Origin of the sequence: Neptunomonas japonica JAMM 1380 (genome assembly GCF_016592555.1) — a bacterium.
Lineage (GTDB): Bacteria > Pseudomonadota > Gammaproteobacteria > Pseudomonadales > Balneatricaceae > Neptunomonas > Neptunomonas japonica_A.
In genome coordinates this window covers 1,371,399-1,392,591 of the sequence record NZ_AP014546.1, presented here as the reverse complement: position 1 = coordinate 1,392,591, position 21,193 = coordinate 1,371,399, and the positions used below count along the sequence as shown (strand labels likewise).

Genomic DNA, 21,193 nt, shown 5'->3' with positions numbered 1-21,193 from the left:
ATGTTTGAACATCTGCAAGCGCTACCCGCAGATCCGATTTTAAACCTGATGGTCCAATACCGTCGGGATAACAACCCGCATAAAGTAGATCTAGGTGTAGGTGTCTATAAAGACGAGCAAGGCCATACAGGTATTATGCATGCCGTTACTGCCGCTGAAACGCACTTGTTAGCGACAGAGACCACCAAAACTTACATTGGCCCTGCCGGTGCAGAAGGTTTTAATTACCACATCAGCCGCTTACTACTGGGTAATGACCATAGTGCGATAAAAGACCAACGCATCACGGTGGCACAAACACCGGGGGGCTGTGGCGCACTGCGCATGGCCGCTGAATTCACAGCTAAATGCTCACCAGATGCAACCGTATGGGTCAGTGATCCAACATGGGCAAACCACATTCCTCTGCTAAAAGGTGCTGGATTAAACATCACCGAATATCCCTATTATGATGGTGAAACCAAAGGCATTCGGTTTGATGCCATGTGTAGTGCATTAGAAACAGCTAAAGCGGGTGACCTTGTCCTACTACACGGCTGCTGCCATAACCCAAGCGGTGCAGACCTTTCAAAGGTACAATGGGATGCTATTGCTGAGTTACTAATCCGCAAAAATCTGATTCCTTTTGTAGATATTGCATACCAGGGTTTAGGCGACGGCTTAGCTGAAGACGCTTACGGTGTTCGTTTACTAGCGGATAAAGCACCCGAAATGCTGATAGCAAGCTCTTGCTCAAAAAACTTTGGCCTGTACCGCGAACGCACCGGTTCAGTTATGGTCATTGCACCTAACCAGCAGCAAGCAGCCGTTACAGCCAGCAACCTCTTCAGTATCATCCGTGGTCACTACTCAATGCCTCCCGCACATGGCGCTGCTATTGTCGAAACTATATTAGGTAATGCAGAGCTAACAAAAAGCTGGGACGACGAGCTAACCCTAATGCGTACTCGAATTCTGCAACTTCGCCACCAACTGGCTAACGAAATGGTAGTAACAGGATGCGCTCAAGACTTTAGCTTTATACCGCAACAGAAAGGCATGTTTTCTTTCTTGGGTATAAACAAACAGCAAGTAGGCCAGCTACGCGACGAATACTCCATCTACATGGTGGACTCAAGCCGTATCAATATCGCAGGACTTTCGGCGCAAAACCTAAGCTATGTTGCACAGTCGTTAAGCAGTGTATTAAAAGGCTAATGGTTTTTAGTGAGACAAGTAAGCATCGACCACGTTAAAGATCGATGCTTAGTTAATTACGAGGCTAAAAGCTAGTTAACTAAACGTCAAATAGCAACCGAACCGTAACTCGGCTCGGTTTGCGCATGCAATAGCGCCGTTGCCGACCTGATGCCTGCGGCAATGCTGCTCTCTTGATCTATTAGAGGCTCACGTAACACATTAGAGCGCGCCGTATCTGCCCAGATGCCTTTACGCTCGTCACGTGGTGAAATACCTATATGCTTGCGATAACAGCGGCTAAAGTGAGGCGTGGACACAAACCCACACGCGGCTGAAATCTCAACTATAGACAAGCTCGACTGCTTTAGTAACTGTCTTGCACGATCTAAACGCAGTTTCAAATAGTAACGTGAAGGCGAGCACTCCAGATGCTTTAAAAACATCCTTTCTAACTGACGGCGAGATACCGACACAAAACTTGCTAACTCATCCAACTCAATGGGCTCTTCAAGATTAGCTTCCATCAGCTCAATAATATCAACTAACTTTGGCATTGGCTGGCCATTAGTATGTAATTGGCGTAATGACACGCGCTGTTGATCAAACTCACCACGCACACGATCACAGATAAACATATCCGATACGGCACTGGATAACTTACCGCCATACTGAAGCGCAATATAGTTCAAAAACATATCCATAGGCGTTGTGCCCCCAGATGATGTCATGCGATTTCTATCAATACTATACAAGCGGTTATTACAACGAACTTTAGGGTAGTGCTCTTGCAAAGAAGCCAAACACTCCCAATGAATGCTGCTCTCATGGTCATCTAACAAGCCGGCATGCGCGAGCGCATAAGCACCTGTACAGATACCACCTAATGTATAGTTTTTACGCCCCAACGTACGCAGCCAACTCACCTGCTTCTGAGTGAAGCTGCGGGTAATATCAACGCCACCCGCTACAATTACAATATCTAACGTGGGAGCATTTTGTATAGAAAAATCAGGTGTAAACGAAAGCCCATCACTGGCTTTCACCAAACAGCCATCTTCTGAGATTAATTGCCAACTAAAAAGCTCCTCACCCGACAATTGATTAGCCATCCTTAGCGTCTCGATCGCCGACGATAAAGCAATCATAGTAAAGTTATCTAGCAGTAAGAAGCCAACTCGAGTTAGTTTTTTATTTTTGAGCGCAGGGCCAAGCGTATCAATTGAATTCATTGTAGAGTCCTCACCAAACTCCTCTGTTTTGCACAGTAAGAGATCGATATTTATTTATAATTATTATCTAAGAACTAGTAGTTCAAATTTCGGTTTCATTGTCAGTTCATACCTTCCAGAACGTCAGTTATTTTAAGCTTGAATGGCATGAATGGCAGCTAAAATATAGCTGTTGTAACCCTGCTATTTCCGCACAAAATTTATCGTGGAATTATCACCAATAATATCCCTCAAATTAAATTTAACACATCAAAAAACGACGATTAAATAACAAATTCTATCTAAAAACGACACATGAGTATTTATTACCTGATAAATATCAAACATTGCTGTACGCCAAGTAGTCTTTTCACCTAGAACGCACCGCCATAAAAATATTATAAATTTCTAAAATGTCTGAAATAGACACGTATCTGGTCGTTACGGTCATGTCGTAAAACGCAGCTCAGCATAGAGTGGTTTTTAAAATAGATCCAACCATAAAAATAACAGGAGTGTATACATGACTAGCCACTTTGATAACCGTGGGGTTGTTTATAAAGGCCCCGGCGAAGTTGCCGTTGAATCGATCGCATTTCCAGAACTCTCCATTGGTAAAAGAAAGTGCAACCACGGTGTTATTTTACGTGTGTTAACAACCAATATCTGTGGTTCTGACCAACACATGGTACGCGGCAGAACAACAGCAGAAGCCGGTTTAGTATTAGGCCATGAGATTACCGGACAAATAATTGAGTGCGGCTCAGACGTCGAATTCCTTCATCCAGGTGACGTTGTATCAGTCCCCTTCAATATCGCTTGCGGGCGCTGTCGTAACTGTAAAGAAGGCAATACAGGTATTTGCCTTAACGTTAACCCGGCTCGTCCAGGTGCAGCCTATGGTTATGTCGACATGGGTGGCTGGGTAGGAGGCCAGGCAGAATATGTCATGGTACCTTATGCCGACTTTAACTTGCTTAAGTTCCCAGACCCTGAACAAGCCATGGAAAAGATTAAAGACTTAACATTACTGTCTGATATCTTTCCAACTGGGTTTCACGGCTGCGTTACGGCCGGCGTTGGTCCAGGATCAACCGTATATATCGCTGGTGCTGGTCCTGTAGGCCTTGCTGCTGCCGCAGCCGCACATTTATTAGGCGCTGCATGCGTTATTGTTGGCGATATGGTGACAGACCGCCTCAAGCAAGCAGAAAGCTTTGGCTGCGAAACGATCGACCTTCGTGAAGATGGCGATATGGCCGATAAGCTAGAAGTTATTCTGGGCGAGCGTGAAGTGGATGCTTTTGTGGATTGCGTTGGTTTTGAAGCACACGCGTGTGGTTGTAACCACGGCCAAGAAGCACCTGCAACGGTACTAAACTCAGCGATGCAAATTACCCGCGCAGGCGGGCAAATCGGTATTCCTGGTCTGTATGTAACAGAAGACCCGGGCGCTATGGATGATGCAGCTAAAATAGGCGCTCTTAGTATGCGTTTTGGTTTAGGTTGGGCTAAGTCTCATTCATTCCATACTGGCCAATGTCCCGTCATGAAATATCATCGTCCATTAATGCAGGCTATTCTTTTTGATAAAGTCAAAATTGCTGATGCGGTTAATGTTCAGATGATCTCCTTGGACCAAGCGCCTGAAGGCTATGCAGATTTTGATGGCGGTGCTGCTAAGAAATACGTTATTGATCCACACAATAGCGTTAAATCTTAACGTTACAGCCTCAAGTATTATAACAAGGCTAAGACGCCAGTAGGGCTATACGTTATAGCCCTACTGGCACCAAACGAAAAACGCATCATTGCTAAGCAGCCATTATTGAAAATATTGATCTGCTTACAATAGATGCGTTTTTTGTGCCCAAAGAGAAAATTAAAACTTTATAGAAACAGCTAAATAATCTAAAGCCATAGATCAGAAATAGGTGTCTCTGGAGAGTAGCGGTGAGCTATTTGTGCTTGCAACAACTCAGCCGTAGCTACCGCATCAGTGAGTGCTTCATGTTGCTTGTAGAAAGGTAAACCATAACGTGTACGACTATCAGACAGGCGAATCGACACCTGCTTTCGACCAATAAAACGTAAAAATCGCGCCGAAAATCCATTACGATACACGCGTGCTTCCAGATCCATGGTATCCACTACCGGAAAATAAACGCCTTCGCCCAAACGCTTTAATAGCACTTCATTAAGAAACTCACGCTCCATGTAACGATAGTGAACAACCACGACACGCCCGGCCAGTGCGTTTAACAGAGGCCCCAGGACACCCATTAAATCCGGAGCATTATCGATATCAGAATGCGTAATCCCATGGATAACCACAGACTCTTCAGCTAAGTGTTGCCGTGGATTTAATATCCACTGCTTAGCATTTTTACAGTAGATACGCTGCAGCGTAAAAGGCACCAAGCCAATACTAACAATATCGTCTTTTTTAGCATTTAAGCCGGTAGTTTCAAAATCTAATGCAACAAAAGAGACCTCTTTCAATGGCGTATCTCGGGAAAAACTGCCACCTTCACAGAAGGTGCGTAAGCGTGAATCACGCACAACTGCTGCTTGCTCACTCATTCTAAGCGACCAATCAATACTGTCTTGATGTTTGTTTTTAAAGCCCGACATTCTGAATTCCAGATTTAGGGGTAACGAAATTTAAGAAAGCGCTGGCTGTTACTAAGCACTTGAAAAGCATCTTTCAGATTACGCCGCTCAAACTCAGATAAATGCTCAGGTTCAATATTATTATCTGCAGGACGTTGTTCCGCGATATCTAAAGCTTGATGACGGATTCTTACCATCGATATAAATTCAAGCGCATCTCTTAAGTCCGAAATACGCCCCTCAGGTACGATCCCCGCTTTAACAATATCGTCTAGTCTTTCAAAAGAGTTTCTTGCTTGCGAACCTACCGCCAATGCGTGCACGCGAATAAGATCCGCAATGGGTGCTGTCCCTCGACGCTTTAAATTGATCGAATTGCGATGCTCACCATCTTTCTCCATCACAAAACTTTTAAAGAAGCCCAATGGAGGGGTTCGGCTCAAAGCATTACGTGCCAAGTTAGACAAAAAGCGAGGTTCACGAGATGCTTTTTTTGCCACAAAAAAGTTAAGCTGTTCTGCCCATTTTATCTTTCCCCACACACCCTCAAGATCAAAAAATATTGAGCAATTGAGCAGAGCCTCAGGTACAGGGTTATCAATCCAATCCGCGAAGCACGCCTCCCACTCCTTTCTGGTTTTTCGCCATTGTGGATTGGTTGCCATAATACCGCCGGTACAATAGGTATACCCACAAGCGGCCAAGCCATCGCTGACAAACTTAGCCAGCGTCTCAAAATACTCAGCATGTAGTTTTGGGTTATAGCTATTGTCTAAAATCAGGGCGTTATCCTGATCGGTAATAATCAGCTGCTCATCTCGTGCCATCGAACCAAGCGCCAAAAAACAATAAGGTACAGGAGGAGGACCTAAATGTTCTTCGGCTAATTCTAGCAAACGCTGCTTAAAACTACGCCCTATGACAGACATAGCACTACCAATCATATGGGAGTTAGCATCTTCATTCACTAAACGTACAAAACAGGGAGATACCTCTTCAGACAACAGCTTAAGTTCTTCTACACTGTTCTGGCGAAATACTGTACTCACCATATATAGGCTGCTTTGCGATTCATAGCGCACAATATCTGACACAGCAATAACACCCACCGGCCTACCTTTATCCAAAATAGGTAAATGATGCAGGTTGTAGCGAAGCATACAAAGCATCGCTTCAAACGCATAGGCATCACTATCGAGGGTGAGAAGATCGGTCGTCATCACCTGTTCTATCGCGACATCCGATGAAATCCCGGTCGATACTACTCGGGTCCGCATATCTCGATCGGTAATAATCCCTACAACTTGGGACTCACCGCTTTGCTCTTGGTTTTCAGACTCGATATTATCAGGCGATAACGCATCTACAATCAGTAGAGAGGACACACCCTCTTCGGTCATCTTAATTGCGGCTTCACGAATGGTAGCGCTGCTTTCAACAATCACCGGCTGGCGCGAAATCATCATGGTCGCCTTAGAGACCATTAAATTATTGCTTTCTTTACCTGATACCGCATGCTGTAAATTTGAATGGTCATCCATTTCCACAAAATAAGCGAAGGTATCAAACTGCTCGCACAATAAAACAAAAACAGACTCAGGAATAAAGTAGATCAGCGTGTCTTCTAGCGCTCTGACGGGCAGGCGAATGCGGTTGTTCATCAACAACCCCATCTGCCCAAACAACCCACCAGGGCTCAAGCGATTATAGAGATCACCATTACGGCGGTAGATTTCAACAGAACCACTGCGAATCATACACAAGTCGTGTATTTCATCCCCAAACTGATAAATATCGCTATCAGCTCGGTAATAAGCAATTTCTATCTGTTGAGCAACCGTATTGATGGTTTCGTCAGGTAAACCACTAAAGGGCTGAAACTGTTTTAGAAACCCCGCAATCTCTATATGTTCTGCTTCCATCAGACTCTCTATTTGCCCTTCAAAGTAAATTCAAAACTTTAACGGTTATATTTAGTCATTTTTAGTAATCAACGACCACGTCACCGTTAGGTACACTACAGCATGATAAGACATAACCGGCAGCAACGTCTTCATCTGTAATACCACCATTATGCTCCATTGTTACCTCACCCTCTGTCACTAACACTTTGCAGGTACCACAAATTCCCATCCCACATGCCTTTGGAATCTGCAGGTCCAACTTAGAGGCCGCCGCATGTACCGTCTCACCCGGAGAAATTTGGATACTTTTACCCGCAGAGAAGAACTCAACCCGTACCATATCGGCAGGCACAAGCGCGTCCGTTTCTTCCTGAGCAATTTCAGCCTGCTCTATTGCTTCCTCTTCAACATCTACTGGGGTCGCACCAAACGATTCCTCATGATAACGGTTCATATCAAAACCATTGCTTTCTAGCAATGCTTTAACCGCTTTCATATACGGTGTTGGGCCACAGCAAAAGACCTCACGATCCATAAAATCTGGTGCCATCATGACTAGTTTAGCCTGATCAAGATAACCACGGTAGCCCGACCAAGACTGGCCACGCTCAACCTTTTCGCAGATCACATGCAAGGTAAAGTTAGTGATGCGTGAGGACATATGTTCCAGCTCACGCTGATAAACAATATCTTTTGATGTACGCGCACTATGGACAAACGCCATATCTACATCGGCATTGGTATCAAAAAACCAACGAGCCATCGACATAACAGGCGTGATACCAACACCACCTGATAACATCAGTACTTTTGTTGCAGGGAAATCGATACAGTTAAACTGGCCAACCGGACCATGCACTGCTAATTCATGCCCTTCTTCTAAGTTGTCATGTAACCAATTAGACACATGCCCGCCCGGTGCACGCTTAACACTAATGGAAAAGCTATAAGGCACCGAAGGAGAACTCGATATCGTATAAGAACGCATCACTTGCTGGCCTTCGATTTCTAGCTCCAGCGTGACAAATTGCCCTGGCTTGAAAAAGAACATAACCGGCTGTTCTGCCATAAAACAAAACGTTTTTACATCCCAGGTTTCATCAATAACCTTTACACAACGTACATTATGACGACCATTCACCCATGTTTGTGTATTAACCGGTATGAATGCATCGGTATTCACCGCTACCGCTGCTGGATTTGCCATCGCTCTTCTCTCTATTATTCTTCGCATGAATGGAACTCTATGCGTGCATTCTCAGCCCTGTTCTCATTACTCATTTAGCCAATAGCGACAAAAACTTGCTTATAGCGACACATATCTAATTTCACTGTGCGAATTGGTCGATTTAGAGATGCTTTCGTGTCGTAAATGGTCAAACTGCTTACGCCCTATTGTAAGAGGATTAGCACAAGGTCAATGCTGCTACATAACGTAGGGGTTTTACGCCGAAACAAGCAAAAAATTTACGCACACTCTGGTGCTAACGAGGATAAGAACAAATGAACCAGAACGATCTGCTAAACGTCACCAGCGCCTCCTATGCTGATGCACGAAAGGAGATGGAGCAACTGCTGGAAACACGTGAGCCTGACTACTCACTTCCACAGCCTTTGTACAACGACCCACAGATGTTCCGCGTAGATATGGAAGAAGTTTTCCAGAAAGAGTGGTTATTTGTTGGCATGACCAGCGAAATCCCTACGAAGGGTGACTACTTCACTGTCGAAATCGGCCAAAACCCTGTTCTAATCGTACGTGATGCAGAAGGCAATATTAACGCATTCCATAATACCTGCCGCCACCGCGGCTCACGTATTTGTACTAAACATCGCGGCAAGGTTGCTAACCTAGTTTGTCCTTACCACACATGGACTTACGACTTAAAAGGCAACTTACTTTTTGCTGGTTCAGAAATGGGCGAAAGCTTCGACATGAAACAGAACGGCTTAAAGAAAGCCTTTTGTAAAACCGCCGGCGGATTCATTTTTATTAGTCTTGCAAAAGAAGAGCCTCAAGGCGACTTTGATGAGTTCCTAGCAACACTGCAGGAATACATGGAACCGTACGATGTGGAAAACACCAAGCTTGCGGTGGAGTCCAACATGTATGAAAAAGCTAACTGGAAACTCGTTATCGAGAACAATCGCGAATGCTATCATTGTGCAGCGAACCACCCCGAACTGCTCAACAGCTTACTCGAATGGGATGATACCAATGACCCACGCGCACCCAAAGATTTTGTAGAACATTACAACGCACAAGCCGCTGAATGGGACGCAGAAGGCATTCCGCATGAGCACCGTAGCTTCGGCCCTGGTAAGCGTAATCGTATCGTGCGTATGCCACTTAAAAAAGGTACACAGGCTATGACGATGGATGGGTCCGAAGGTAGTAAAAAGCTACTTGGTCGCATCAAAAATCCGCAGCTGGGTTCTATGCGTATTTTGCATCTACCAAACTCTTGGAACCACATGCAAAGTGATCACTTTGTCGTGTTTCGTGTGCTGCCAATCTCTGCTCAAGAGTCCTTGGTAACGACCAAGTGGTTTGTACACAAAGATGCTGTTGAAGGTATCGACTACGACGTCGAAAAACTACGTCATGTATGGGATGCAACCAATGATCAAGACCGCATCTTGGGTGAAGAGAACCAACGGGGTATAAACTCAGTTGGCTACCAGCCTGGCCCTTACTCAAAAACATACGAGTTTGCAGTAATCAACTTTATGGAGTGGTACAGCGAGACGGTAAGAGCAAACCTAAACAAAGAGAAATAAGCACTGATTTTATAAACGCAAACCTGATCTCTCACTCTGTGCTAGATCAGGTTTAACTAAGCGTTAATCTTGTCTATAGCGCGTATCGGTCTTTGCAATTATAAGGCGAACATCAGGTGCCGCTTAGCTCGCTTCAATGGTCCGAAATGTGAGGTTAATGCGTGGTGTAAAAACCAATGTAGTGGGCGGGAGGCGATGCAACCAGTGTGTTTGTGTTTCATCTTTCATTATCAACAAGCTTCCATGCTGTAATACTTGAGAGATACTCTCTTTAGATTTTTTATGTTTAAAAGAAAATTTTCTTACCGCTCCAAAACTCAAAGAACCAATAGCACCGTTTTTCTTTAAGTCGAGCTCTGCATCACTGTGCCAAGCCATACCTTCGCTACCCTCATGATAAAGGTTAAGTAAACAAGAATTATAAGTTTCGCCACTTTCTTTTTCGACTAATGCTTTAAGTGCCAATAACACTTTTGTCCACGGTAATGCCGTTTTAGTGGTGTTGGAATAGGTATAGGGAAAAGGGATATCGCCATACCAAGCAACTTTACGCTTGGTAATAATCTTTTTACCAAAAATGACTGCCTCATCATTTTTCCACTCAATAGTACTAAGTAATACCTCATAGTAATGGTCAGCCTCAGATAACGACATCACTGCACCATAATATTGCACGGTGCCATCATAAGGAAGCAGGTTGTGTGGCGTGCCCTCTATTTGCTCGAAAAGGTCCATGTTTAGTATTCACTTCTCATACGATTAAAGATAACTATAAAACCGCTTTTTGTGATGCTTCCCAACCAATAATGGCAGATTTTCGGGTAGCTCCCCACATATAACCACCAAGATTACCACTGGCTTGAATAACGCGATGGCAAGGGATAAGAAACGCTACCGGATTACTGCCAATAGCCGTACCAACAGCACGTGAAGCTTTAGGGTTACCAATGGCCGTTGCAATATCGCCGTAGCTAGCAAGCTGGCCTTTGGGTATTTTAAGTAAGCTATCCCACACTTTTAATTGAAATGCAGTGCCATGAAGATGAAGCTTAACTTTATCTAATTGCTGCCAATCCTTTTGGAAAATTAACAACGCACTCTGTTGGAATTTATCAGTGCTTTGATGATAGATGGCACAAGGGAAGCGTTGCTTAAGCGTCGTTAAGGCTTGTTCGGCGTTTTCTTCAAAAGCCATATGGCAAACCCCTTTCTCTGTGGATGCTACGATAACTTGACCAAAAGGCGTCTGCGCAAAGTTGTAGCTTACCTGTAGAGCTTCGCCTCCTTTTTTGAACTCTCCTGGTGTCATTCCTTCGATATTGATGAACAAGTCATGCAAACGACTAGTGCCTGAAAGCCCTGTTTCATAAGCTGTATCAAGCAAACTCAAACGCTGATCTTTAAGTAGCCCCTTCGCATGTTCAATACTGATATATTGCATGAACTTTTTAGGACTCACACCAGCCCAATCAGAAAATAGCCGCTGAAAATGAAACGGGCTGAGATTAACCGCCGCTGCAATTTCATTCAAAGAAGGTTGCTCTTTAAAGTTATCTTTTATGTATGCGATTGCCTCAGCAATGCGAGTGTAATTCATGTTGTCTTGATCAATCATGACGCATCGCTTCTCCAATTAACACACTACGCATTTATCAATAGAATATAGAGTAGAGAATAAGATCCAAGGATGAAAGAATCGACCCGAAACTTGCTTTAGATAATCATATAAAAAAGTAACTCACTGTGCTGATTTAAAGCACGTACGCTTAAAACTGATAAACAACTCGCTGTGGCCGTTCTCAACAAATGGGCACTGTTGCCTCATATGTAGAAACAATAAAACATTTCCCGCCTCAATGGACGGAAAATGTTTAATGTGTATATTGAAAAAGCGCTACATCAATTCAGTAAAGATGCTCAACTCAAGCAATTAATAGCGGAAACGCCCCAGTTGATTCTCAAGCTTTTTCACTAGGCTTAACAACGACTGGCTTTCCTGATTAGCCTCAGCCACACCATCTGATACTAAATTGGTTTCGTCACTGATATTAACAATATTGCGCGTGATATCTTCTGTAACCGCTCTTTGCTCTTCAACTACACTCGCCATTTGAGTGGTCATGTTATCTATTTCTGAAATCGCCGTAACGACATGCTGTAAATGTTGAGAGGCTTCTTCTGATAATACTAAGCAACTTGCGGATTGTTCATTTCCTTTTTGCATCGCATGCACTGCACTTTTAGCACGTCCCTGCAGCTTATCGATCAGTGTCTGGATCTCACCTGTCGACTGCTGTGTTTTTGATGCCAAATTACGCACTTCGTCGGCCACAACGGAAAAGCCTCGGCCAGACTCCCCTGCACGGGCCGCTTCAATAGCAGCGTTTAATGCCAATAAGTTAGTTTGTTCAGAGATGCCTTGAATAGCATCAACAATTTGGCTGATATTGCTACTGTCTTGAGCAAGCAGATCCATCAGCTCAGTTGTATTACTAATTTGTTCCGAAAGTTCACGGATGGAATTGGTACTTTCTCCAAGATTCATGGCACTGCTATCGACAGAGCCTTTAGCTTCACTGGATGAGTCGGCGGTGGTTATAGCAATTTGCGCAACCTCACTAGCAGATGCAGCCAACTCAGTAATAGCTGCCGCAATCTGATCCACTTCGGCTCTCTGCTTCTCAATACCCAGAGCACTGTTATTAGAAATATCAGAAGCTCGACAGGTTGAGCGCTCAACATTTACCATCTCAGCTGCAATATCTTTGACAATCACATGGGTTTTTTCGATAAAGGCGTCAATACCATTAGCTAAGTCACCGACTTCATCATCTCTTTGCAATGCCAACCGTTGTGTAAGATCGCCATCGTGGGAGACAAGCTGATTAATCATATCTGCGGCTCGACGAATAGGGGCTGCGATGCTCTGAGCAATAATAGTGAGCAAGATAATACCTAAACCAGTGATAATTAAACCGATGATGATAGATGTCACTAGGCTTTCATTAAATTGCTTAGACATAGATTGTTGGGTTTTGATTGCGCCCGCTAATACGACCGTTTCATCTAAGTTAATAACTACAGCCCAAGGAGTATTCACACCATCAAGGTTAATGGGTTGAACTACCCATAAATGCCCACCAGCTTGTAGTATTTTTTGCTCTCCACTGGCAACCAAAGTTAACACCTGCTCTTTTAGCTCACCTTGATAGGTTTTGGCTAAAGCTTGCTGCCCATCTGAGTCGGCTGCGACAAGCCCAGTATTACTAATCAATAGAACTTGCCCTTGGCCAGAGTAAAGCGACTGGTCCGCTTCGTTTACCAACTTCTTTAAGAAGCTTAGTTCCATATCAATACCTGTCATACCTTTAACTTTGCCATCAACTAACACGGGCAAAGTAATCGATGTTCCGACAACAGTACGCCCCCCGGCTTCCCATGAATAAGGTTCCGCCAAACAGGTTTTAGCGGTATCCAAAGGGCAGGTATACCATGCAGAATCGGTACTTCCTTTTTCAATATTTTCATACACTTTTGTAAGATTTAACGGTCGATAACCCAAACTGCCATCGCCGTTACGAAACCAATAAGGTGCAAATTGTCCGTTTTCGAAAGTATGCTTATTACCGATAAAATCTTGATCTTTGCCATCTACTGCATTTTTTTTCCACGCAATATAGGTCCCCATAACGTTCGTGTTTTGCTCAAGGACATCTTTGGTATATTCATAAAAAGGTTGCCGCTGAGTATCACGCCCATTTTGGCTGATGAAACTACCCATAGTGTCTGCCATGCTCTTAGCAACATAGAGCGCCTTATTCAGTTCAGCTGCAGTTTTACCCGCTTGAGCGTCAGACAAAGTAGATAAATGTTCACGGGCTTTTTCTGTTAGCTCTTGGCTAACCAGAGATACTGTTTGAGCTTCTACTTCATTGTTTTTCCAAGCAACCACACTTAATAGGATAATGGAAGAAAGGGCGAGACACGCACCAGTAGCTAAAGCAATTCTATTTTTTATTTTCATTTAGGTATCTCAATCACAGAGGATAAACTTTATTTATTTTTATAATGAGTTTTTAAAGCATGCTATAAACATAGCCATTTTTAATACTTAATCTAGCCGAAAAATAGCCAAACAGTATTAGTTAAGTTGAACGTTATTCGTAAAACACCTCACCCAATATGCCGTCAACTTGTACTATTAAGCTGACTGACTAACTCCACACATCACTTAAAAATTTGCCCCAACATGACGTACACCGAATAAATTTTTGTAAACTCATCTATCAGAAATACCTCACTATATGTAGGGGAAATTCATAAATAAAAGTATAGCAGTACTCTTAAAAAACACCTCTCACGCATGTGTAATTTTTAGCTGTGTAAGCACTATGTTGCCTCTATTACATTATTGGGGAGGCGACTAAACAGACAACATTCGATACAGAAAACGACAAAGCCTGCAAGAAGCAGGCTTTGGTGCAATATCAATAGCTTGGGAGCACTTTGAAAAGAGGTAGAAGGAAGCCCATGGTAACCAAGCTTGATAATTCACTTAAAAATTTAATAAGTTACCACCAGCAGCAACTTGTAAGCTCCAGTGAAACAATGCGCGCTTAGAGAAAGCCTTCATTGCACAAGCTTTCATGCAGTGCTTTTATATGAGCTGGACCAATCTCGCAGCAGCCACCAATAATCGATGCCCCATTTCTCGCCCAACCCATGGCGTATTCTGCGTATTGTTTTGGGTTTAAATCTTGGCGCACTTCTAGCTGCTCAACAGTACCACCCGGCAGCAGAGGCCCTATCGAGACAAAGCCATTGGCATAAGCACCAATCTTCTTGCCCACGCTACGCAACTGCGGCCAGCAACCATTAATAGCCTCGGGGTGGCTGCAATTTAACAGGATTGCCTCAGCCCCTAGAGATTCGAGTACTTGCAGTGCTTCATTTAGCGACTCACCACTACGTAACAGCCCCGGCTCGAAGTCGCTAACCGTTAGTGCTACCCATGCGGGCTTGCCACTTTCCATTGCCGCCGTACAGGCTGCGCGAGCCTCATTTATTGAAGCCATAGTTTCACACAAGAAAAGGTCACTGGCAGGCGATTGCAACTCAACAAGGCGACGATAAGCGTCAAGTGAATCCTCGTACGATAAGGATACATCGGGGCGATAACTTGCAACTAGCGGCGGTAAACACCCCGCAATTTCAACATCATTACATTCGGCTAGTTCAACCGCACCTAAAGCTGCATCCATAGCAGACCTGTGAAGGTTTTTTAATTGAGCAAGCTCATTTTCTCGTGCTAGGCGCGGTGGTGTTGCAGTATAGGTATTAAGCGTGATAACTCGGGACCCGCTCTTAATAAAATCAAGGTGTAAATCTCGAACTAGAGTTGGCTCATGCAACATAATATCGGCAGACCAAAGAGGTGTCGTTGCACGCGCACTTCTGCGTAAAAGCTCTTGTCCCATCCCCCCATCAAGCAACGTGATGTGATTCAATTTATTTACTCCAGTCTGTATTTATTAGCGTATTACCTAAAAATCTGATAACTCATGATGAACAGCTATAATGCGACACGCCACCTAGCTCGCTGAACTCAGACGGCCTCAGTCGATAGTATTTATCTTCCGCCTCTTTTGATTGTTCAGCGTATGGCTGTGTCATAACTTCTTGCAGTTCTCTCACTAGGGAATAGTTCCCTGCGGCTGCTTGCTGATACGCGGGCACAACGAACCACTCTCGCAAACTGTATTTTGGGTTAACGAGTTTCATCTGTTTAGAGAGCTCTTCACGGGAACAGGACTGAGCATAATGCCCGCTGGTGATGAGCGACTTCCATTGTGTCAGCCATTCTGACCAGCGTTTATCCATCCCTTCGGGGTCGGCCTCATACGCTGCTCCTTTATAGAAGCTTTTTTGCAGTGGGCTAATGTCGTTAGGCACATTCGATAGCTCGCGAAAGAAGACGGTGTAATCAACAGGCGTTTGCACCATAAGTGTTTCGAGTTCACTGAACAGCTCCGCATGAAAAGCCCCAAGCCCAAGCTTGGCAGCCCACATGGCTTCCATTGCCATTTGCATCTCATCTGCAAAACCACTGCGAATCTCGTCAAGCTGTTGCAAAGAGTCCGTCTGCGATGCCAGCAACGGCCGTAGTGTTGCCCAAAACATGTGGAAGTTACGTTCCGCAGCTATAGGCTGGTTAAGAAACGAGAAGTGTTGCCCGCCACCCGTCCAAGGTTGAAATTGCGGGTCGAACTCTTCACAAAACCCGAACGGGCCGTAGTCGAGAGTAAAACCTCCGGCGGCGCAATTATCACCGTTAAAGTTGCCCTGGCAATAACCAACACGAATCCAGTTAGCAACAAGCAACGTAAGGCGGCTACGAAACTCACGCGCAAGCAACACCACTTTTTCGGCGGTGGGTAGCTTATTATCAATAACGTTAGCGTACTCACGATCGACCAAGTGCAAAACAATCTTTTCGAGCTCCTCCATCGCTTTTGGATGCTCTTGCTTACGGGCACGGCGACCAAAAAGTTCGAGTTGCCCGACCCGAATGAACGACGGCGCGACACGCGTCGAGATAGCAACAGGCTCAGATATCATTCTGTCTGGATCTTGCAAGCGCGAACCCGGTGAGTACCACGGCCGCTGAACCTTCTCTGTTTTAGACACGAACAAACTCAAAGACCGTGACGTTGGCACCCCAAGTGCGTGCATATATTCCTGTGCCAGAAACTCCCGGATACTTGATCGCAGGACAGCACGGCCATCCCCTCCGCGGCAGTATGGTGTACGGCCGCCTCCTTTGAGCTGCATCTCCCAACGTTTACCCTTGATAACGGCTTCAAGTACAGAAACAGCACGCCCGTCACCGTATCCGTTGCCGGTTTGGAATGGACACTGCTGGTAATATTCGGTACCGAAAATGGAAAGCGCATAACCACAAGCCCAACCGACCTTACGCATCGGCGCAGGCACCTGTGAAATATCACCAGAGAACATCCTAACAAAGTCGTCGGACTGTGCAATACTGTCGGCAAACCCAAGTTCGCGAAAGAAATCTTTGCTGTGAGTGACGTACTCTGGATCTTTAATCGGTGTAGGTTTTACGGGAACATAATGACCCGAAAAGACCTGTCGCGGCGCGTGGTCTACGCCATTTTCTTTCGCATCAGGATCGGGGTTAAGCGTATCCATGAGCGAGTAATTTACCAATGTTGAAAGGTCGTCAAGCGTCTCGATAGTTGGCGAAGTTTCCTGGGGCAAAGACTTTTTCATAAGGGCACCTCATAACGCGGGTAAAAAGGCTGCTACCCGCTATTGCAACATCATTGCATTCTGGTAATAAAGGGGCAGATTTATTGGATTATACGACCAGCAACTACTTATGTCCCTCTAGTACGATAATCCGGTAAAGCGCAGCAGGCTATTTGAAAAAGCATAGTTCGGAATTTTTCCGTTCATTACAACCTAGATTTAACAGATGTAGCACAAAACGAGAGAACGCTAGTGTAAATACTCGAGGGTCGCAAGAAGGCTGTTTTAGATGGTGGAGCCTAGCGGGATCGAACCGCTGACCTGTTCGCTGCCAGCGAACCGCTCTCCCAGCTGAGCTAAGGCCCCATCTTTAACACACTTGGGGGAAGAAATAAGTGCGCTTTGAAACGACGCGTATCATCCCATATTTCACATTAATGTCAAACACATTTTTAGACTTTGTCTAAGCGATTCAATCTATTGCGAGGCTTACCATCAAAATATAACATCAAGACACTAACGATACTCACCTAGAACCCATCGCTTTTACCTCTTTCTGCTTCGGCCTGCATATCACCAAGTTATGATGTAAGGCAGTGACCTATGCGCCACTTTTAGGCAAGATGAGTTAATACACCGATAAAAAGAACAGACAGAGGGCCTCTTTATGATCGCGGTTAAAAGAGTAGTACTTGATGTTTTAAAGCCTCATCACCCTAACGCGCTTGAGTTTTGCCAAGCATTAAGCGCTGTTATTAAAGGCAGCACAGTTAAAGTAACGGTTATCGCTGTCGATGAAAAAACTGAATCACTGGAAGTATCGGTTGAAGCAACACTGATTGATTTTGATCTTCTGCAAGATGTGATTAATAAAATGGGTTGCGCCCTGCATAGCATTGATGAGGTAGAAGTTAAAAACGAGCCAAACAGCTGACGCTTATGAATATTTTCACAAGAGCTGAATTTCTGTTAAACATCACGCGCTCTCAAGGAATTGCACGGCGATATTTTGTCGTGAATGGTTTTGACGGTGCGTTAACGATGCTCGGGATGATTCTTGGTTTCCAGTTCAGTGCGTCTACCCCACTAAGCATTACCATTAACGCTTGTTTAGGTGCTTCCATCGCGTTAGGTGTGAGCGGCGTAAGCAGCGCCTATATTAGTGAGCTGGCCGAAAGGCGGCGTGCTCTTCTTAAGCTGGAAGAGGCTATGCTGGAGGATTTACATGAATCGGCACATTCTGAAGCAGCCCGCTGGGTGCCTATCATGATTGCCTTAGTGAATGGTTCGGCCCCTCTACTTATTTCATTAGTGATTCTTAGCCCTCTACTATTAACTCATGCAGGAGTTGTATTACCAATTTCGCCTCTTTTTCTAGCCATTATTTTAGCCTTAATTATTGTTTTTTTACTGGGTGTTTTTTTGGGCCGAATAGCAGGTACATCGTGGTTACGCAGTGGTGTGCAAACCTTATTTATCGCTATAACAACATCTGTTCTCATCTTTTTATTTACTAGTAACTAGCCATACACACCTAAGATTTATTGTAATAAAACCACAGCCAAGCACATCAACGGCTCTTGTGTAAGGTTTAACCAAACAGACATAAAAAAGGCCTGCAATGGCAGGCCTTTGATTTATCTATAGCTAGCTACTCGATGCCTGCAACAACTTCTCTAAACTCTTTTTCCCAACGTTTTGCTTCTTTCTTCGATGGGCCACCCAATAGGTTAACCGCATGGCGCAAACGCGCACGGCTCATATCAGGGCCAAGAATCGACATAGAGTCCATAACAGAAACCGTTTGGTTAGTACCCGCAATAGCGATAAACAACGGGAACAAGAAGTCACGTAGCTTGTAACCCATCTGCTCTGCTAGCTGCTTTAGCTGTGCGAACAGGTGGTCTTTATCCCAGTTGCTTTCGGTATCCAAGAACCAAACACTAAATTGCAAAATGCGTTTAGCATCGTCCAATGTCACGCTTTTGTGTTCAAAGTCAGATTCTTTAATCGGTAACATGCCCGATAGGAAGAAGCCCGCTAGCGGTGCTACATCAGAGAACTTTTCTACGCGCTGTTGGATAAGCGGCAAAATCTGCATCAAGTACTGTGGATTTAGTGCCCACTCCTGATACTTAGCTGCAAACTGCTCAGGGTTTAGGTCTTCACGTAGCCATACACCGTTAAGCCAGCTGAGTTTTTCTTGATCAAAAACCGGCCCACCTAAAGAGACACGCGTAATGTCGAAGTTAGAGAACATCTCTTCACGGCTGAATTTTTCGCTTTCATCCGGCATCGACCAACCCATACGGCCCAAGTAGTTAAGTAGTGCTTCAGCCATATAACCCATACGCTGGTAATACAAAATACTGGTTGGGTTTTTACGCTTAGACAGTTTGGACTTATCTGGGTTACGCAGTAATGGCATATGGCACAGAACCGGCATTTCCCAGCCAAAGTACTGATACAGCAATTTGTGCTTAGGTGCCGAGTTAATCCACTCTTCACCGCGGATCACGTGAGTGATCTCCATAAGATGATCATCAACAACGTTCGCTAAATGGTAAGTCGGCATGCCATCAGATTTTAGCAGGATCTGTGCATCGACCATTCCCCATTCCAATTCGATCGTGCCACGCAGCAAGTCATCTACTACACAAACACCCTCGCCTTCAGGCACAACCATACGAATAACGAACGGTGCACCCGCAGCTCTGCGCTTTTCTACTTCATCAGCAGGTAAGGCTAAGTCACTTTGTTTTAATGCAGTGTGTCCACCCGCAGCACGGCGAGCCGTACGTAGCTCGTCCAACTCTTCTGAGGTACGGTAGCAATGAAATGCATGGCCTTTTTCTACGAGGTCGTGTGCATACTGGGCATACATACCTTTACGCTCACTCTGGCGGTAAGGGCCATGTGGGCCACCTACATCTGGGCCTTCATCCCACTCAAGACCTAACCAGCGAAGTGAGTCTAAGATCTTCTGTTCCGATTCGCCCGTACTGCGCGTTTGGTCGGTGTCTTCTATACGTAAGATAAACTGCCCACCGTGCTGGCGAGCAAACGCCAGATTAAAAAGTGCAATATAGGCGGTGCCTACATGCGGATCGCCTGTTGGAGAAGGCGCAACGCGAGTACGTACGGTCATTATGTTCCTGCCAAAGCTAACGTGGTTGCCAAAAGAATACGAAAATAAAGCGGGCATTATACAGTTGCCTGCCACCCCTTGCCATGCCAACTCCATGAGAGTTCCTGACATTTAAAACAAAGACTGGCCCGTAACTTGCTAAATATTTAATAAATATTCATTACTAAAGCAGGTGATTCATTTGAAAAGCAGACTAACCGTGCTTGTCATTAATGAAAATATTACGCGTAAGGGAGAGCTAGAGCACACTCTACTTATTCCTTTACGTGAACAGGAGTACGACATTGTCGGGGAGTTGACATCCACTCAACATTTGGCCGATAAGGCCAACCAATTACAACCCAACCTTGTCATAATCAGCCTTGTTTCCCTCAATAAAGCAGGCCTAGAAAGTATTGCATTGATGGCCGAGCACTGCTTACGCCCTATCGTTATCTTTGCCGAACACGATAACCAACAAATGACCGAACAAGCCATTAACACGGGTGTGAGCGCCTGCGTCATTGACGGGCTTGCGCCACATAGGGTCGAAAACATCGTTAATGTGGCTGTGGCTCGCTTTGAAGCATTACAAACAATGCGCCATGCCCTTCGGCATACAGAAAATAAGCTTGATCAAGCACGCGCTGAATTAGCTGAGCGCAAACTGACCGAAAAAGCTAAAGGGCTTATCATGAAGCATAACCATTGCGCAGAGAGCCAAGCATTTAAAGCCTTACAAAAAATGGCGATGGATCAACAAAAATCACTCAGTGATGTTGCTAAAAACATTATTGCTGTATTGGGAAAACACAGTAATAGCATTAGTAGCGGCCACTCTTAAACATACAGCACCACATTTGTGCGGCGCACCAAAGAGGGCGTTTTTTTATCTAATTAAACGCCCTCTTTTTCTCATAATCTTGCGCTAGCCCCTATAAAAACTACTCTTTTATTAAGTTGGCACGCTCGCTGCACTGTACTCAAAAGAAGCAAATACACATTTATTAGACCATTTAAAAACAATGTTTTTTTTCAGGCAAGGGCGCCAACAACCGGGATCTCACCCTTTCGGTTTGTTGGCGCCTTTTCTTTTTTTAACAGGCGGA

General features: G+C 44.7%; 16 protein-coding genes and 1 tRNA gene. 6 read left to right on the top strand and 11 right to left on the bottom strand.

The window, feature by feature from the left end; all coding sequences use genetic code 11:
- The gene (locus tag NEJAP_RS06295) at positions 1–1,197 is read left to right on the top strand and encodes an aromatic amino acid transaminase (RefSeq protein ID WP_201349810.1); all 1,197 of its coding nucleotides are present in this window, start codon (positions 1–3) and stop codon (positions 1,195–1,197) included.
- Positions 1,198–1,283: 86 nt separating this feature from the next.
- On the opposite strand, the gene NEJAP_RS06290 is transcribed toward NEJAP_RS06295, so the two are convergent.
- Entirely contained in the window at positions 1,284–2,408 is a 1,125-nt protein-coding gene (locus tag NEJAP_RS06290; RefSeq protein ID WP_201349809.1) for a GlxA family transcriptional regulator, read from the bottom strand.
- A 502-nt stretch (positions 2,409–2,910) separates the two neighbouring features.
- Between NEJAP_RS06290 and fdhA the strand changes: the two genes are divergently transcribed.
- Positions 2,911–4,110, top strand: coding sequence for a formaldehyde dehydrogenase, glutathione-independent (gene fdhA / locus NEJAP_RS06285; protein WP_201349808.1), 1,200 nt, complete (start codon positions 2,911–2,913; stop codon positions 4,108–4,110).
- 188 nt (positions 4,111–4,298) lie between these two features.
- Here fdhA and NEJAP_RS06280 read toward each other — a convergent pair whose 3' ends face one another.
- The 3 genes from NEJAP_RS06280 to NEJAP_RS06270 form a co-directional block, all read right to left on the bottom strand.
- Positions 4,299–5,021, bottom strand: a complete 723-nt coding sequence (locus NEJAP_RS06280) for a 3'-5' exonuclease (RefSeq protein WP_201349807.1) — start codon at positions 5,019–5,021, stop codon at positions 4,299–4,301.
- A gap of 14 nt (positions 5,022–5,035) precedes the next feature.
- The gene (locus tag NEJAP_RS06275; RefSeq protein ID WP_201349806.1) at positions 5,036–6,922 is read right to left on the bottom strand and encodes a putative nucleotidyltransferase substrate binding domain-containing protein; all 1,887 of its coding nucleotides are present in this window, start codon (positions 6,920–6,922) and stop codon (positions 5,036–5,038) included.
- 61 nt (positions 6,923–6,983) lie between these two features.
- Positions 6,984–8,111: an FAD-binding oxidoreductase gene (locus tag NEJAP_RS06270; protein ID WP_419197849.1), complete on the bottom strand. Its 1,128-nt coding sequence runs from the start codon at positions 8,109–8,111 to the stop codon at positions 6,984–6,986.
- A gap of 296 nt (positions 8,112–8,407) precedes the next feature.
- Between NEJAP_RS06270 and NEJAP_RS06265 the strand changes: the two genes are divergently transcribed.
- Positions 8,408–9,685 (top strand): aromatic ring-hydroxylating oxygenase subunit alpha, encoded by a 1,278-nt coding sequence (locus NEJAP_RS06265; RefSeq protein WP_201349805.1) that lies wholly within the window; start codon positions 8,408–8,410, stop codon positions 9,683–9,685.
- A 123-nt stretch (positions 9,686–9,808) separates the two neighbouring features.
- Here the strand turns inward: NEJAP_RS06265 and NEJAP_RS06260 are convergent, their stop codons facing one another.
- The 6 genes from NEJAP_RS06260 to NEJAP_RS06235 form a co-directional block, all read right to left on the bottom strand.
- Complete coding sequence (locus tag NEJAP_RS06260) at positions 9,809–10,420, bottom strand: alpha-ketoglutarate-dependent dioxygenase AlkB family protein (protein ID WP_201349804.1); 612 nt, start codon at positions 10,418–10,420, stop codon at positions 9,809–9,811.
- A 34-nt stretch (positions 10,421–10,454) separates the two neighbouring features.
- On the bottom strand, positions 10,455–11,300 hold the full coding sequence (locus NEJAP_RS06255; RefSeq protein ID WP_201349803.1) for a bifunctional helix-turn-helix domain-containing protein/methylated-DNA--[protein]-cysteine S-methyltransferase: 846 nt from the start codon (positions 11,298–11,300) through the stop codon (positions 10,455–10,457).
- Between the two features lie 315 nt (positions 11,301–11,615).
- On the bottom strand, positions 11,616–13,709 hold the full coding sequence (locus NEJAP_RS06250; protein ID WP_201349802.1) for a methyl-accepting chemotaxis protein: 2,094 nt from the start codon (positions 13,707–13,709) through the stop codon (positions 11,616–11,618).
- A 592-nt stretch (positions 13,710–14,301) separates the two neighbouring features.
- Positions 14,302–15,192, bottom strand: a complete 891-nt coding sequence (locus NEJAP_RS06245; protein ID WP_236591084.1) for a homocysteine S-methyltransferase family protein — start codon at positions 15,190–15,192, stop codon at positions 14,302–14,304.
- A 52-nt stretch (positions 15,193–15,244) separates the two neighbouring features.
- Positions 15,245–16,978: a protein adenylyltransferase SelO gene (locus tag NEJAP_RS06240; RefSeq protein ID WP_201349801.1), complete on the bottom strand. Its 1,734-nt coding sequence runs from the start codon at positions 16,976–16,978 to the stop codon at positions 15,245–15,247.
- A 269-nt stretch (positions 16,979–17,247) separates the two neighbouring features.
- A tRNA-Ala gene (locus NEJAP_RS06235) sits at positions 17,248–17,323 on the bottom strand.
- A 301-nt stretch (positions 17,324–17,624) separates the two neighbouring features.
- Between NEJAP_RS06235 and NEJAP_RS06230 the strand changes: the two genes are divergently transcribed.
- Positions 17,625–17,891 (top strand): DUF211 domain-containing protein, encoded by a 267-nt coding sequence (locus NEJAP_RS06230; RefSeq protein ID WP_201349800.1) that lies wholly within the window; start codon positions 17,625–17,627, stop codon positions 17,889–17,891.
- A 5-nt stretch (positions 17,892–17,896) separates the two neighbouring features.
- Positions 17,897–18,481, top strand: a complete 585-nt coding sequence (locus NEJAP_RS06225) for a hypothetical protein (RefSeq protein WP_201349799.1) — start codon at positions 17,897–17,899, stop codon at positions 18,479–18,481.
- Between the two features lie 127 nt (positions 18,482–18,608).
- Here NEJAP_RS06225 and gltX read toward each other — a convergent pair whose 3' ends face one another.
- Complete coding sequence (gene gltX, locus NEJAP_RS06220) at positions 18,609–20,105, bottom strand: glutamate--tRNA ligase (RefSeq protein WP_028470174.1); 1,497 nt, start codon at positions 20,103–20,105, stop codon at positions 18,609–18,611.
- Between the two features lie 181 nt (positions 20,106–20,286).
- Between gltX and NEJAP_RS06215 the strand changes: the two genes are divergently transcribed.
- Positions 20,287–20,928 (top strand): ANTAR domain-containing response regulator, encoded by a 642-nt coding sequence (locus tag NEJAP_RS06215; protein ID WP_201349798.1) that lies wholly within the window; start codon positions 20,287–20,289, stop codon positions 20,926–20,928.
- Positions 20,929–21,193 lie beyond the last annotated feature (265 nt).